Raw genomic sequence first — 14456 nt, 5'->3', positions numbered from 1 at the left:
TGACCACATCCACTTTTTTTAACGTGGGGAAACGGTCACCTGGCTGCCGTTGCTTGCCAGAACAACACGCTGGCCTGCAGAGAAGCGAGTATTGCCTTGTTTCTGTACAACCATGATGGTGCTGCCGTCGTCTTTACGAATTTCCAGCTCTACGCCCTGCGTTTTGTTCATCGCACCTTGAACGCCCTGGCCCGCTACACCACCTGCAACGGCGCCTGCAGCCGTCGCCAGAGAGCGACCAGTACCGCCGCCAACGGTGTTACCCAGGAAACCACCCAGAACAGCACCGCCGATTGCGCCCATCACGTTGTTTTCATCGCCACCTTGAATCTGTACAGGGCGTGCGTTAACAACGGTACCGTAAGTCACGTTCTGAACCTGTTTCGCTTCAGAAGCGCTGTAAACGTCGCCAGAGAGTGAACTGTCGTTCACACAGCCAGCCAGAGTTAAACCAATCAGCGAAACGCCCAGTACACGTAAAATCATTTGAATCTCCTGTTCACCAAAAACGCCCCATCGGAGGCATCCGTTATGGCTAAATTATATGGCATAAGGGGCCATAGTTCATATCTTTGCACTAACAATAGGAAAATTGTACTTGAATTTGACTTAACGAGACATAAACAGGATCCGCCCGCGATGCCCGTCTGACATTGTTAAAAAATATTATCGCCGGATGGCAAAGCTGCGCCGTTTATGGTTGAGTGGATATCCTTAGCCCACGCAACGTAAGGAAAGCGCATGAAATCGGGTCGCTACATTGGTGTGATGTCAGGCACCAGTCTGGATGGAGTAGATGTCGTTCTGGCCGCCATTGACGAAAACATGGTGGCTCAGCAGGCAAGCCTGACCTGGCCAATACCCATTTCACTGAAAGAGGATATTCTGAGTATCTGTCAGGGGCAGCAGCTGACTCTCTCCCAGCTTGGACAACTCGATGTCCGCCTGGGGGCGCTGTTTGCGGATGCGGTGCAGGCTTTGATGCAAAAAGAACATCTTCGCCCGCAGGATGTGGTGGCCATCGGATGTCACGGACAAACGGTCTGGCATGAGCCCGTCGGCGATGCCCCGCATACGCTGCAAATCGGCGATAACAACCAGATTGTGGCGAAAACGGGCGTCACGGTGGTCGGTGATTTTCGCCGTCGCGATATTGCGCTTGGCGGTCAGGGTGCGCCGCTGGTTCCGGCGTTCCATCAGGCGTTGCTGGCACACCCAACAGAGCGGCGGATGGTGCTCAACATTGGCGGGATTGCTAATCTGTCGATGCTTATCCCGGGGCAGCCGGTCCGCGGGTACGATACCGGCCCAGGCAATATGCTCATGGATGCCTGGATCTGGCGTCAGTGCGGCCAGCCGTATGATAAAAACGCGGAGTGGGCGAGCGAGGGGAAAGTGATTATCCCGCTGTTGCAGTCCATGCTGAGCGATCCTTATTTTGCCTTACCGGCGCCGAAAAGCACGGGACGTGAATACTTCAATTTAAGCTGGCTTGAGCGCCAGCTGGCGCCATTCCCGGCACTCGCGCCGCAGGATGTTCAGACGACGCTTGCTGAACTTACGGCCGTGTCGATCTCCGAACAGGTGCTTCTCAGCGGCGGATGTGAACGCCTGCTGGTGTGCGGTGGCGGAAGCCGCAACCCGCTGGTAATGGCGCGTCTGGCAGGGCTACTGCCGGGTACCGAAGTGACGACGACCGATGAAGCCGGCATCAGTGGGGATGACATGGAAGCGCTGGCCTTCGCCTGGCTTGCCTGGCGCACCATTGCCGGATTGCCCGGCAACTTGCCCTCGGTAACCGGCGCGCGCGAGGCGAGCGTGCTCGGGGCGATTTTCCCGGCCAATCCGCGTCATAATCAGAGTTAACTGAAATTCAGCGCGGCGCGTCGTCGTTAGAATGGAATGAAACAGGAGGGCAGGCATGCCCTCCAGGACCAGGAAAGTCTTCGGAATACGCCCATGAAAAAACTTCTTCTTATTGCCGCCCCTTTATTGCTGTCAGGATGCAGCGTCTATAACCAACTCGTTGAGCGCATGCAGACCGATACGCTGGAGTATCGCTGCGACGAAAAACCGCTGACCGTGAAGCTGAATAATCCGCGCCAGGAAGCCAGCTTTGTTTACGACAATAAGCTGTTGACGCTGAAGCAGGGCATGTCGGCCTCCGGCGCGCGCTATACCGACGGTATCTATGTGTTCTGGTCAAAAGGCGACAGCGCCACGGTCTACAAACGCGATCGCATTGTGCTGAATAATTGCCAGCTCGAAAACCCGAAGCGTTGAGATTTTCACAGGGGCGGCGCACAATAGCGCCACCCAATCTCAATGTCAGCTAACGCCATGTCAGATAACGACGAACTGCAGCAAATTGCGCACCTGCGCCGTGAATACACCAAAGGCGGCCTGCGTCGCCAGGACCTTCCCGCTGAACCCCTCGTGCTTTTTGAACGTTGGCTGAAACAGGCCTGCGAAGCGAAACTTGCCGACCCAACGGCGATGGTTGTCGCGACGGTCGATGAAAACGGCCAACCGTATCAGCGCATCGTGTTGCTCAAGCATTATGACGAGAAAGGACTGGTGTTCTATACCAACCTGGGCAGCCGCAAAGCGCATCACTTAGAAAACAATCCGCGTATCAGTCTCCTGTTCCCCTGGCACATGCTGGAACGTCAGGTGATGGTGACAGGCAAAGCGGAGCGTCTCTCGACGCTGGAAGTGGTGAAGTACTTCCACAGTCGTCCGCGTGACAGCCAGATTGGCGCCTGGGTATCAAAACAGTCCAGCCGCATTTCTGCCCGCGGCGTGCTGGAAAGCAAATTCCTCGAGTTAAAGCAGAAGTTCCAGCAGGGTGAAATTCCCCTGCCGAGTTTCTGGGGCGGTTTCCGTATCCCGATTGAGCAGATGGAGTTCTGGCAGGGGGGCGAACATCGTCTGCACGACCGCTTTTTATACCAGCGCGAGAACGACGGCTGGAAAATAGACAGACTGGCACCGTAATCCCCGAAATTTGTTGATTTAAGCGCTAGCGCACACCGCGCTTGCGCTTTATTCTATGGTCCTTTCGCATCAGGCGAAAAGTCGTGTACCGGCAAAGGTGCAGTCGTTTATACATGGAGAATTTGATGGCAAGCAGTAACTTGATTAAACAATTGCAAGAGCGGGGCCTCGTGGCCCAGGTGACGGACGAGGAAGCGTTAGCAGAGCGACTGGCGCAAGGCCCGATCGCGCTCTATTGCGGCTTCGATCCCACCGCTGACAGCTTGCATTTGGGGCATCTTGTTCCATTGTTATGCCTGAAACGCTTCCAGATGGCAGGCCATAAGCCTGTTGCCCTGGTGGGCGGCGCGACCGGTCTGATTGGCGACCCAAGCTTTAAAGCCGCCGAGCGTAAGCTGAATACCGAAGATACCGTGCAGGAGTGGGTAGATAAGATCCGCAAACAGGTTGCACCGTTCCTCGACTTCGACTGTGGTGATAACGCCGCGATTGCCGCGAACAACTACGACTGGTTTGGCAGCATGAACGTGCTGACCTTCCTGCGTGACATCGGCAAGCACTTCTCCGTTAACCAGATGATTAACAAAGAAGCCGTGAAGCAGCGTCTGAACCGTGACGACCAGGGTATCTCCTTTACCGAGTTCTCTTACAACCTGCTGCAGGGGTATGACTTTGCCTGCCTGAACAAACTGCACGGCGTTTCCCTGCAGATTGGCGGTTCTGACCAGTGGGGTAACATTACCTCCGGTATCGATCTGACTCGTCGCCTGCATCAGAACCAGGTCTTTGGTCTGACCGTTCCGCTGATCACCAAAGCAGACGGCACCAAATTCGGTAAAACTGAAGGCGGCGCGGTATGGCTCGATCCGAAGAAAACCAGCCCGTACAAATTCTACCAGTTCTGGATCAACACGGCGGACGCCGACGTTTACCGCTTCCTGAAGTTTTTCACCTTTATGGACATTGAAGAAATCAATGCGCTGGAAGAAGAAGACAAGAACAGCGGTAAAGCGCCACGTGCTCAGTACGTGCTGGCGGATGAAGTGACCAAACTGGTCCACGGTGAAGACGGTCTGGCCGCGGCAAAACGCATTACGGCAAGCCTGTTCAACGGTACCCTGAGCGATCTGAGCGAAGCGGACTTCGAACAGCTGGCGCAGGACGGCGTGCCAATGGTTGAGATGGAAAAAGGGGCGGACCTGATGCAGGCGCTGGTGGACTCTGAGCTGCAGCCTTCCCGCGGTCAGGCGCGTAAAACCATCGCCTCTAACGCGATCACCATCAACGGTGAAAAACAGGCTGACCCGGAATACACTTTCGTTGACGGCGACCGTCTGTATGGCCGCTACACCCTGCTGCGTCGCGGTAAGAAAAACTACTGCCTTGTCTGCTGGAAATAATTAACAGTCTTGAGGGGCGTGGGAAACCACGCCCCTTTTTGTTTTTTCAGGGTTTGGTAAGCAAAAAATGAAGAACATCCTCGCCATTCAGTCCCACGTGGTTTTTGGACATGCTGGCAATAGCGCAGCGGAATTCCCGATGCGCCGCCTCGGCGTCAACGTCTGGCCCCTCAATACCGTGCAGTTTTCCAACCACACGCAGTACGGCAAATGGACCGGCTGCGTGATGCCGCCTTCGCACCTCACCGAGGTTGTGCAGGGGATTGCCGATATCGACCAGCTCAAACGCTGTGACGCCATACTGAGCGGTTATCTGGGCTCGGCGGAGCAGGGGGAGCATATCCTCGGCATCGTCCGCCAGGTGAAAGCAGCAAATCCGTCGGCAAAATACTTCTGCGACCCGGTCATGGGGCATCCGGAAAAAGGTTGTATCGTTGCGCCTGGCGTTGCCGAATTCCACGTCCGCCATGCGCTGCCTGCCAGCGATATCATTGCGCCAAATCTGGTCGAACTGGAAATCCTCTGCGAGCGTGCGGTTAACAGCGTGGAAGACGCGGTAATCGCGTCTCGTGAGCTGATAGCTCAGGGGCCAGAGGTTGTGCTGGTAAAACACCTCGCGCGCGCAGGGATGAGTCAGGACCGTTTTGAGATGCTGCTGGTGACGAAAGACGACGCCTGGCATATCAGCCGTCCGCTGGTGGATTTTGGCGTGCGGCAGCCGGTAGGGGTTGGTGATGTCACCAGCGGTCTGCTGCTGGTTAAACTGCTGCAGGGGGCGACGCTGCGCGACGCGCTGGAGCATGTCACAGCGGCAGTGTATGAAATCATGATTGCGACGAAAGCGATGCAGGAATATGAACTGCAGGTGGTTGCGGCACAGGATCGTATCGCGAAGCCGGAGCACTATTTCAGCGCAACGCAGCTGTAGACACCGCCCGCGCTGCGCTTGCACGGGCCGACGGAAGTTGTAGGCCGGGTAAGCGTCAGCGCCACCCGGCAACACAGGCCGCTCGGTTAGTTCAACCCTTCCGCTTTCAGCGCCGCAGCCACAGTAGGGCGCTCCGCCACGCGTTTCATATATGATGCGATATGGTCTAACCCTTCTAGGTTCAGCTTGACCGCCCGCGCCCAGCGCAGCACGGTGAAGAGATACGCATCGGCAATCGTGAAGCGCGACCCGCCGATCCACTGATCGTCCTTCAGCGATGCGTTGACGTACTGCAGTTTTTTCTCCAGCAGGGCCCGCAGGGTTGGTTTGAACTCTTCCGGCGTATCCGGACGGAACAGCGGCGTAAAGCCTTTGTGCAGTTCGGTCGCAATGTAGTTCAGCCATTCCAGCGTCTTGTAGCGCGAAATCGTGCTGACCGGCGCCAGCAGCTGGCGATCCGGCACGCTATCGGCCAGGAACTGCATAATCGCGACACCTTCGGTCAGCAGAGTACCGTCATCCAGCAAGAGCGCCGGAACTTGTCCCTTCGGGTTAATGGCAAGATAGTCATCGCCGTTTTCCAGACGTTTTTTCATCAGATCAACGCCATCCAGCGTGAAATCTTTGCCGCTCTCGCGCAGAGTAATATGGGAAGCAAGAGAGCACGCGCCCGGTTTATAGAACAGTTTCATCGGTAACTCCTTTTTGCTGAGGTTTCAGCTATGTTAGTGCGCGAAAGGATAAAAAAAAAGCCGCTAATCTGCATTAGCGGCTCGTCGTTTCTCAATAATATTACGCGGTAGCGGTTTTGGTCGCTTCAGCCGTCTTGTCGTCGTCCTGAGTCATACGATTCAGTTTCGGAGCGGTCAGCAGCATCAGTACTGCAATAACCGCAGTAGCGATACCAATCTGCATGAACACGGTACCGTAGACGTTCAGAGAGACCAGCGGGTCGGTGACGTTTTCCGGCACAGCCATCAGGTTCGCAATCTTACCAGCGATAATTGCCGCACCGGCCGTGGTCAGGAACCAGCTACCCATAATGAAGCCCATCAGACGCTGTGGAACCAGCTGGGCAACCATTGCCAGACCCAGACCGGAAATCATCAGCTCGCCGATAGACTGCAGCGCGTAGCTCAGGATCAGCCAGTTGACGGACACGATACCCGCGTCGGTGGCAAATTTGGTACCCAGCGGCAGCACCAGGAACGCGCCGGAGCACAGCACCATGCCGATAGCGAACTTGTGCGGCATCGGCAGACGGTCACCCATCTTGTTATAGATAGCGGCCAGAATCGGGCTACCAATCATGATCCAGAACGGGTTCAGCGCCTGATACTGCTCGGGTTCGAATGCGATGCCCAGAATAGAGTGCTCAACGTTACGAATCGCGAAGAAGTTCAGAGAGGTTGGCATCTGGCTGTACAGGACGAAGAAGATAATCGCTTCCAGCATCAGAATGAACGCCACAATCATCTTACGACGGGCAGCCCCCTGCATGGCGAATGCTTCTTTCGCAAAGATAACCACGATACCCAGTGCAACCACGCCCAGAACCGCACGTGCGATACCCTGGTTGTGCAGCAGCCAGGTAGCGATTGCGGCAAGGATCACCACGCCCACGATGGTCGCCAGCAGTTTGCCCATGTGCACAGGCTCGAAGTCCGGTTTTGAACCGTAATCTTTAACCCAGCTGCGGCAGAACAGGAAGTTCACCACGGTGATCAGCATACCGACGAAGCTCAGCGCGAACGCCACGCTCCAGCCGAATTTCGCCGCCAGCCATGGGGTTGCCAGCATAGAGAAGAACGAACCGATGTTAATGGACATGTAGTACATGGTGAATGCACCGTCCAGACGCGGATCGTCTTTGTTATAGCAGGTAGAGAGCAGGGAGGACGGGTTCGCTTTGAACAGACCGTTACCGACGGCAATCGTCGCCATACCCATATACACCACAGCAGCATCGTGCCCTGACCATGCAACCAGGCCATAGCCAATCGCCAGGACAATGGCACCCAGCATGATGACGCGTTTCGTTCCGAGAACTTTATCACCCAGCCAGCCGCCAATAGCGACCAGGCCGTACACCAGAGCACTGAAGGAGGAGAACAGCGTGATGGAATCGGCTTCGGACATACCCAGCTGTTTTACCAGGTAAACCGCCATGATCCCTTGCAGGCCGTAATAACCAAAACGCTCCCATAACTCGATAGAGAAGATGAGATAGAACGCTTTAGGTTGTTTAAAAGCGTTAAGACTCACGCTTTCATCTGTTGGTTTATTGTTTGCAGTCGACACATATACCTCTTTTTTTACATCCCATATTAACGGGGGTGTTCATCGCGTGAAGGCCGTAGCCCATCCGCCTTATAGTTATATTGGGAGGAGAAACGGCGGGTAATGTTCACTATCCTGCCCCATCTGGCAATACGTTTGTAATGATCTGTTACATATATCTGGAGTGGTATAATCGTCGGTTCACGCAAATGTTATTCAGCGTTAAATTTCATACGATGAGTAAAGGTAGTTTTTTCGTCTGGCAATCACCCTCAATCACCGGCTTGTGGCAATATGTTCTGCTATTTGCCGTTTGTGGCAGTCATATAGCCCATAATCTGAAAAATCACTGGTCTTATCTTCGGTTTTGAGGCGGAGATATCTTATGCCACATAGGGTTTATGCAGATTTTGACAACAAAAAATCAACATGAAGTTATCAGGGCGATCGCGATCACAGATGTATAGAAATTTTTGGCTATGAAAAAAGTATTAACCTGTTTGAGCGTTAAACAGCCGAACAAGTGACAGGTCAATGGAAAGGAATGGCGAACAAATAACGGCCAAAAGAAGAGCGTGCATTTACCCTTCTTTTGGTATGGGGATGGGATAATCAGGAATAGACTTTTTCTTTGTATTCGCAGAGATCTTCAATAATGCAGGAGCCGCAGCGAGGCTTACGGGCAATGCAGGTATAACGCCCGTGCAGAATCAGCCAGTGATGGCAATCAACCTTAAATTCGGCGGGAACTACTTTTAACAGCTTCTCTTCGACCTGCTCGACATTTTTCCCCGGCGCAAAGTTCGTCCGGTTAGACACGCGGAAAATATGCGTATCAACAGCGATAGTGGGCCAGCCAAACGCGGTGTTAAGCACCACGTTCGCCGTTTTGCGCCCCACGCCCGGTAAGGCTTCCAGCGCTGCGCGGTCCTCCGGCACTTCGCCGCCGTGCTGCTCCAGCAGGATTCGACAGGTCTTAATGACGTTCTCGGCTTTGCTGTTAAACAGGCCGATGGTTTTGATGTAGGACTTCACGCCTTCCACACCCAGCTCCAGCATGGCCTTCGGCGTATTGGCGACCGGATAGAGCAGGGCGGTAGCTTTATTGACGCTCACGTCGGTAGCCTGCGCAGAGAGCAACACGGCGATCAGCAGCTCAAACGGGGAGGTAAAATTCAGCTCCGTCGTCGGGTGCGGGTTCTCGTCCCGCAAACGGGTCAGGATCGCAATGCGCTTTTCTTTATTCATGTGGCCTTCTCGGGTATCCCTTCCTGGACGCTGCGCTCTGCCGCGCGGCGCTTACGTTTTTCATCAATCAGGTATTTTATCGCCAGCATCATGCCAAGGCCAATGAACGCGCCAGGCGGCAGCATAGCCAGCAGGAATGGCGTATCGGTATGGAACACTTCAATGCGCAGCGCTTTGGCCCAGCCGCCGAGCAGCGCGTCCGCGCCGTCAAACAGCGTACCGTTCCCGAGGATCTCGCGCAGCGAGCCCAGCACGAACATGGCGCACGTGGCGCCCATGCCAATGGAAAAACCATCCAGCGCCGACATGGCCGGGCTGTTTTTCACCGCGAAGGCTTCCGCACGACCGACCACGATACAGTTGGTGACGATCAGGGGAATAAAGATCCCAAGCGACTGGTACAGGCCGAACGCGTAGGCGTTAATCAGCATCTGGACGATACTGACCACCGACGCAATGATCATGACGTAAATCGGAATACGTATTTCCGACGGCGTCCAGCGGCGCAGGGCAGAGATGGAGAGGTTGGTCAGGGTCAGCACCAGCGTGGTCGCCAGACCCAGACCGAGCGCGTTGGTGGCGGTGGACGTCACCGCCAGCAGCGGGCACATCCCCAGAAGCTGTACCAGCGCGGAGTTGTTCTTCCACAATCCCTGGACGATAACGTCTTTAACCTGGCTCATGATTACTCCTCACAGGCCGGAAGATTGTTGATTTGCGCGGGCAGCGTTTCAGCATACAGCCCGGCTCGTTTTACGGCGTTCACCACCGCGCGCGGCGTGATGGTCGCGCCGGTGAACTGGTCGAACTCGCCGCCGTCTTTCTTCACCGCAAACGCGGTATCCCCTTCACCATGAATAACTTTACCGGCAAAGTGCAGGATCCAGTCGCTCAGGCGGGTTTCAATTTTGTCGCCAAGACCCGGCGTTTCATGATGTTCCGTCACGCGGGTGCCCAGTATCGTGCCCGAGAAATCGCTGCCGACGAGCAGCTGAATGGCGCCGGAATAGCCGTCGGGCGCCGTCGCTTCCATGACTGCGCCTACCGGTTTATCGCCTTTGCGGGCGATAAAGAGGCGGTGCGTACCTTTCCCAAGCTGCGGCGCGTCTACAACAAAGCAGCTTTTTTGCAGGTCATTATCGTAGAAATCGGACGGGATCACCTGATCGAACAGCGCTTTTTGCTGCTTCGTGGCCTGCTCTTCTATCGTGGTTTTAGTCAACGCATTGACCAGGGCCGTCAGGCCCGTCAGAACCGCGGCGAAGACAGCCAGCGTGACGCCGTGTTTTTGCATCGTTTTTAGCATGGCGAAACCCTTAGCGATGGCCGTACACGCGCGGACGCGTGTAATAGTCGATGAGCGGAACGGTAATGTTGGCGAGCAGGACGGCAAAGGCCACGCCGTCCGGGTATCCGCCAAAGCTGCGGATGAGCCATACCAGAAGCCCTGCCAGCGCGCCGAAGATCAGGCGCCCGCGGTTAGTCGTTGACGCCGTAACCGGATCCGTCAGGATAAAGAAGGCGCCCAGCATGGTCGCCCCAGAGAGCAAGTGCATCTGCGGGCTGGCCAGTGATTCAGGAGAGAATACCCAGCCCAGCGTGGCGCAGACCGTCAGCGTCACGAGGAAGCTGACCGGAATATGCCAGCGAATGGCTTTTTGCTGCAGCAGGAACAGCCCGCCCAGCAGATACGCCAGGTTGACCCACTGCCAGCCAGCACCGGCCAGCATGCCGCTATAGATGGCAGATTTCATAATCTGCTCAACGCTGTTTCCGGCATGCAGGGACGTTTTAAACGTATCGAGAGGCGTCGCCTGGCTAATGCCGTCCACGCCCATACGCAGCGCGTTCATATCAGCGCCGAGCGCCGTATGGCCGGTGAAGATAACGTGCAGGGCATCCATAAAGCCCGGAACCGTGGCCGCAATCTCGTGCGGCGGCAGCCAGCTGGTCATCTGCACCGGGAAGGAGATCAGCAGCACCACATAGCCAATCATCGCCGGGTTAAATGGGTTATGGCCCAGGCCACCATACAGCTGTTTGGCAATGATCACGGCGAAAACGGTCCCGAGAACCACCATCCACCACGGTGCAAACGGCGGGATACTGATGGCCAGCAGCAGGCCGGTCAGCAGCGCGGAGTTGTCGGCAAGAATGCGGGCAACGGGAATCTTGCGCAGCTTGAGCACAAGGGCTTCCGCCGCCAGGGCGCTGGCACAGCCCAGGATTATCTGGAACAGGGTTCCCCAGCCGAAAAACCAGCACTGAACGGCAATGCCCGGCAGTGCCGCCAGGCAGACCAGCATCATAATGCGCGACGTCTGGCGCTGATTGTGGGTGTAAGGGGAGCTTGCGATTCTGAAAACCATTTAATCCTCGTTAACTGCTTTCTGTGCGGCTTTCTTCGCCTGAACGCGCGCGATGGCGGCGGCAACGGCGGCCTTGCGCGGGTCATCGTTGGCGGCCTGCGGTTGCTCTTCCTGCTGCGCCGCCTTACGGGCCTTGGCGCGGGCAATTGCCGCTTCGACGGCGGCTTTGCGCGGGTCGACCGGTGGTGCTTCTGCTTCTGCTTCTGATTCGGGTGCCTGCTGCGCTGCCTTACGGGCTTTGGCGCGAGCAATTGCCGCTTCAACGGCGGCTTTGCGTGGGTCGACCGCTTCTTGCTCGACGACTACCTGCTGCTCTCCGGCTTTGCGGGCTTTGGCGCGGGCAATCGCCGCTTCAACGGCGGCTTTGCGCGGATCGACTTCAGCACCCGCCTCGGCCGTTTGCGCTTTTTCAGCCTGTCGGGCGCGCGCTGCGGCCTTACGTGCTTCACGCGCGGCAATCGCTTCGCTGTTATCCGGTTTCTCACCTGCCGGGATCACGACAGGCTGCGCCGCGGTCGCTTTTTTCTCGCGAACGCGCGCCAGTGCGGCGTTAATCGCATCCTGATCTTTCTCACCTGGCTGAACGGCGGCTTGCTTATGGCGCTCCTGACGGGCGATTTTTTCGCGTTCGAGCCGCGCCTGGCGCGCTTCAAAGCGCGCTTTAGCTTCCGCAGCGCGTTTTTCTTCCATCGAGATGGCATAAATCTCAGCCTTCTCCTGGCGGAAATATTGCACCAGCGGAATGTTGCTTGGGCAGACCCAGGCGCAGGCGCCGCATTCGATGCAGTCGGCCAGATTATGGGCCTTCGCCTTATCGTGCAGCTGGCCTTTGCTGTACCAGTAAAGCTGCTGCGGTAGCAGATCCGCCGGGCAGGCATCGGCGCAGGCGCTACAGCGGATGCAGCCTTTCTCTTCCTGCTCTTCGCCCATCTCGGTCGGTGAAGGCGCGAGCAGGCAGTTGGTGATTTTAACCACCGGCACATCGAGCCACGGCAGGGTAAAGCCCATCAGGGGGCCACCCATGATCACCATCTGATCGCTGCCCGGGCAAAAGTCAGCCTGTTCCAGCAGATGACGCACCGGCGTACCCAGACGCGCCCAGACGTTGCCCGGGCGAGAGACCGATTCGCCGGTCAGCGTCACGACGCGCTCGGTCAACGGCTCGCCGTCAATCACCGCGCGCTTCACGGCATACGCGGTGCCGACGTTCTGCATCAGCACGCCGATATCCGAAGAGCGTCCGCCGTGCGGAACCTGCTTGCCGGTGAGTATTTGCGTCAGCTGTTTTGCGCCGCCAGAGGGGTACTTGGTCGGAATGACGCGCAGGCTGATATCATGGCTACCGGCCAGCACGGCGCGCAGCATAGAGATAGCCTGCGGTTTATTGTCTTCGATACCAATCAGCACTTCCCGCGGCTGCAGAATGTGCGCGAGGATGCGGATACCTTCCACCACCTGGGCGGCACAGTCCTGCATCAGACGGTCGTCGGCGGTGATGTACGGTTCACATTCGGCGGCGTTAATAATCAGCGTCTGAATGTTATCGCCACCGCCGCGCAGCTTGACCCCGGTTGGGAAGCCCGCGCCACCCAGGCCGGCTACGCCGAACTGATGAATTCGCTCGATAAGCGCTTCGCGGCTGTGGGAGCGGTAGTCGCTCCAGCCGTCACGATCGATCCAGCGGTCTTCGCCATCGGCTTCAATAATTACGCTCAGTTCGGAGAGCGCAGACGGATGAGCCACCGTATGAGGGGCGATGGCCGCCACCTTACCGGAGGTCGGGGCGTGTACCGGCAGCATACGTCCGCGACCAAAGGTCAGCGGCTGGCCGCGAAGCACGGTATCGCCTTCTTTCACGCACAGCTCACCCTCGGCACCGATGTGCTGCTTGAGCGGCATGACGTAGCGCGTCGCCAGCGGAATTTGACGCAGCGGGGTGCCGTTGGACTGGGTTTTCATTTCCGGCGGATGAATACCGCCGTCGAAGTCCCAAATCTTCTCTTTTCTGAAAGCAGAAAATAACTTAAGCATGTTGTTCCACAGGAATATTGCGAACCGGAATGGTTTGAAGATCCCACTTCCAGCTTTCGGTAGTCGTTTCAACCGGGCGCAGCTCGATACATTGCGTCGGGCAGGGGGCCACGCAGAGGTTACAGCCGGTGCACAGATCCGCCACCACGGTGTGCATGGCGCGGGTTGCGCCAACGATGGCGTCAACAGGGCAGGCCTGAATACATTTGGTGCAGCCGATGCAGTTCGCTTCGTCGATCACGGCCAGGGCGCGTACCGGCTCCTGCACCTCCGCATCGCCGTCAACGGGCTGCGGATCAACGTTAAGCAGGGTCGCGATTTTCAGCATCACCGCTTCGCCACCGGGCGCACAGCGGTTAATTTTTTCACCCTGAATCCCTACCGCTTCGGCATAGGGGCGGCATCCGGGGTAGCCACACTGCCCGCACTGGCTTTGCGGCAAAAGCTCGTCGATTTTCTCAACAACAGGATCGTCCTCTACCGCGAAACGGCGGGAGGCGTAACCCAGGATAAGGCCAAACACCAACCCCAGAACGCTGATAGAGGCGATGGCAATCCAGATAGCACTCATTACAACTTCACCAGACCACTAAAGCCCATAAAGGCCAGAGACATTAAACCTGCGGTCACCAGCGCAATCGCGTTACCGCGGAAGGGCGCAGGAATATCCGCTGCCGCCAGGCGCTCGCGAATGGAGGCGAACAGCACCATGACCAGCGAGAAACCGACTGCCGCAGAAAAACCATACAGCGCCGACTGCATAAAGTTATGGCCAAGGTTGATGTTCAGCAGCGCCACGCCCAGCACGGCGCAGTTGGTGGTGATCAGCGGCAGGAAGATACCCAGCAGGCGATAGAGCGCCGGGCTGGTTTTGCGCACCACCATTTCGGTAAATTGCACCACCACCGCGATAACCAGAATAAAGGCCAGCGTACGGAGATAGGTTAACCCCAGCGGGATGAGGATCCAGGTATCGATCCACCACGCACAGATGGACGCCAGCGTCATAACGAAGGTCGTCGCCAGTCCCATACCCATAGCCGTTTCCAGCTTTTTGGAAACGCCCATAAACGGACACAGGCCAAGGAACTTCACCAGAACGAAGTTGTTCACTAGCACGGTGCCGACAAAGAGCAGTAAGTAATCGGTCATTATTTAGCCTGAAATAAAAAAGCCGCCTATTATCGGACAAACCCACGCAGG

The 14456-nt window shown here is 56.6% G+C and carries 15 protein-coding genes; 5 read left to right on the top strand and 10 right to left on the bottom strand.

What is annotated here, in order from left to right:
* Positions 1 to 18: 18 nt before the first annotated feature.
* Positions 19 to 486 carry an outer membrane lipoprotein SlyB gene (slyB, locus tag M2433_RS04275; protein ID WP_047348789.1) on the bottom strand — a complete coding sequence of 156 codons (468 nt, stop codon included), beginning with the start codon at positions 484 to 486 and terminating at the stop codon, positions 19 to 21.
* A gap of 255 nt (positions 487 to 741) precedes the next feature.
* On the opposite strand from slyB, the gene anmK reads away from it, so the two are divergent.
* From anmK to pdxY, 5 genes are all read left to right on the top strand, one after another.
* Positions 742 to 1866 (top strand): anhydro-N-acetylmuramic acid kinase, encoded by a 1125-nt coding sequence (anmK, locus tag M2433_RS04270; RefSeq protein WP_429053008.1) that lies wholly within the window; start codon positions 742 to 744, stop codon positions 1864 to 1866.
* A 93-nt stretch (positions 1867 to 1959) separates the two neighbouring features.
* Positions 1960 to 2283, top strand: coding sequence for a C-type lysozyme inhibitor (mliC, locus tag M2433_RS04265; protein WP_047348787.1), 324 nt, complete (start codon positions 1960 to 1962; stop codon positions 2281 to 2283).
* A 57-nt stretch (positions 2284 to 2340) separates the two neighbouring features.
* Positions 2341 to 2997: a pyridoxamine 5'-phosphate oxidase gene (gene pdxH / locus M2433_RS04260; protein WP_429053007.1), complete on the top strand. Its 657-nt coding sequence runs from the start codon at positions 2341 to 2343 to the stop codon at positions 2995 to 2997.
* Positions 2998 to 3122: 125 nt separating this feature from the next.
* Positions 3123 to 4397, top strand: coding sequence for a tyrosine--tRNA ligase (gene tyrS, locus M2433_RS04255; protein WP_059312572.1), 1275 nt, complete (start codon positions 3123 to 3125; stop codon positions 4395 to 4397).
* A gap of 67 nt (positions 4398 to 4464) precedes the next feature.
* Positions 4465 to 5325 carry a pyridoxal kinase PdxY gene (gene pdxY / locus M2433_RS04250; RefSeq protein ID WP_429053005.1) on the top strand — a complete coding sequence of 287 codons (861 nt, stop codon included), beginning with the start codon at positions 4465 to 4467 and terminating at the stop codon, positions 5323 to 5325.
* An 86-nt stretch (positions 5326 to 5411) separates the two neighbouring features.
* Here pdxY and gstA read toward each other — a convergent pair whose 3' ends face one another.
* The 9 genes from gstA to rsxA all read right to left on the bottom strand — a co-directional run bounded on the left by gstA (position 5412) and on the right by rsxA (position 14405).
* A complete protein-coding gene (gstA, locus tag M2433_RS04245) occupies positions 5412 to 6017 on the bottom strand; it encodes a glutathione transferase GstA (protein ID WP_429053003.1) in 606 nt (201 codons plus the stop codon).
* A gap of 100 nt (positions 6018 to 6117) precedes the next feature.
* The gene (dtpA, locus tag M2433_RS04240; RefSeq protein WP_059312019.1) at positions 6118 to 7626 is read right to left on the bottom strand and encodes a dipeptide/tripeptide permease DtpA; all 1509 of its coding nucleotides are present in this window, start codon (positions 7624 to 7626) and stop codon (positions 6118 to 6120) included.
* A gap of 591 nt (positions 7627 to 8217) precedes the next feature.
* Positions 8218 to 8853: an endonuclease III gene (gene nth, locus M2433_RS04235; RefSeq protein ID WP_042719087.1), complete on the bottom strand. Its 636-nt coding sequence runs from the start codon at positions 8851 to 8853 to the stop codon at positions 8218 to 8220.
* On the bottom strand, positions 8850 to 9536 hold the full coding sequence (locus M2433_RS04230; protein WP_429053002.1) for an electron transport complex subunit E: 687 nt from the start codon (positions 9534 to 9536) through the stop codon (positions 8850 to 8852). The genes nth and M2433_RS04230 overlap by 4 nt, the downstream gene beginning before the upstream one ends.
* A gap of 2 nt (positions 9537 to 9538) precedes the next feature.
* Positions 9539 to 10159, bottom strand: coding sequence for an electron transport complex subunit RsxG (gene rsxG, locus M2433_RS04225; protein ID WP_047348780.1), 621 nt, complete (start codon positions 10157 to 10159; stop codon positions 9539 to 9541).
* 10 nt (positions 10160 to 10169) lie between these two features.
* Positions 10170 to 11222 (bottom strand): electron transport complex subunit RsxD, encoded by a 1053-nt coding sequence (rsxD, locus tag M2433_RS04220; protein WP_429053000.1) that lies wholly within the window; start codon positions 11220 to 11222, stop codon positions 10170 to 10172.
* A complete protein-coding gene (gene rsxC / locus M2433_RS04215; RefSeq protein ID WP_429052999.1) occupies positions 11223 to 13253 on the bottom strand; it encodes an electron transport complex subunit RsxC in 2031 nt (676 codons plus the stop codon).
* A complete protein-coding gene (gene rsxB / locus M2433_RS04210; RefSeq protein ID WP_429052998.1) occupies positions 13246 to 13824 on the bottom strand; it encodes an electron transport complex subunit RsxB in 579 nt (192 codons plus the stop codon). The genes rsxC and rsxB overlap by 8 nt, the downstream gene beginning before the upstream one ends.
* Positions 13824 to 14405, bottom strand: a complete 582-nt coding sequence (gene rsxA / locus M2433_RS04205; protein WP_008500564.1) for an electron transport complex subunit RsxA — start codon at positions 14403 to 14405, stop codon at positions 13824 to 13826. The genes rsxB and rsxA overlap by 1 nt, the downstream gene beginning before the upstream one ends.
* Between the last annotated feature and the right edge of the window lie 51 nt (positions 14406 to 14456).

The sequence above is a fragment of the Enterobacter sp. AC1 genome, assembly GCF_050434705.1.
Classification (GTDB): domain Bacteria; phylum Pseudomonadota; class Gammaproteobacteria; order Enterobacterales; family Enterobacteriaceae; genus Enterobacter; species Enterobacter cloacae_L.
Note: the sequence above shows the minus strand (reverse complement) of the source record. Positions and strands in the feature narration are given on the sequence as shown.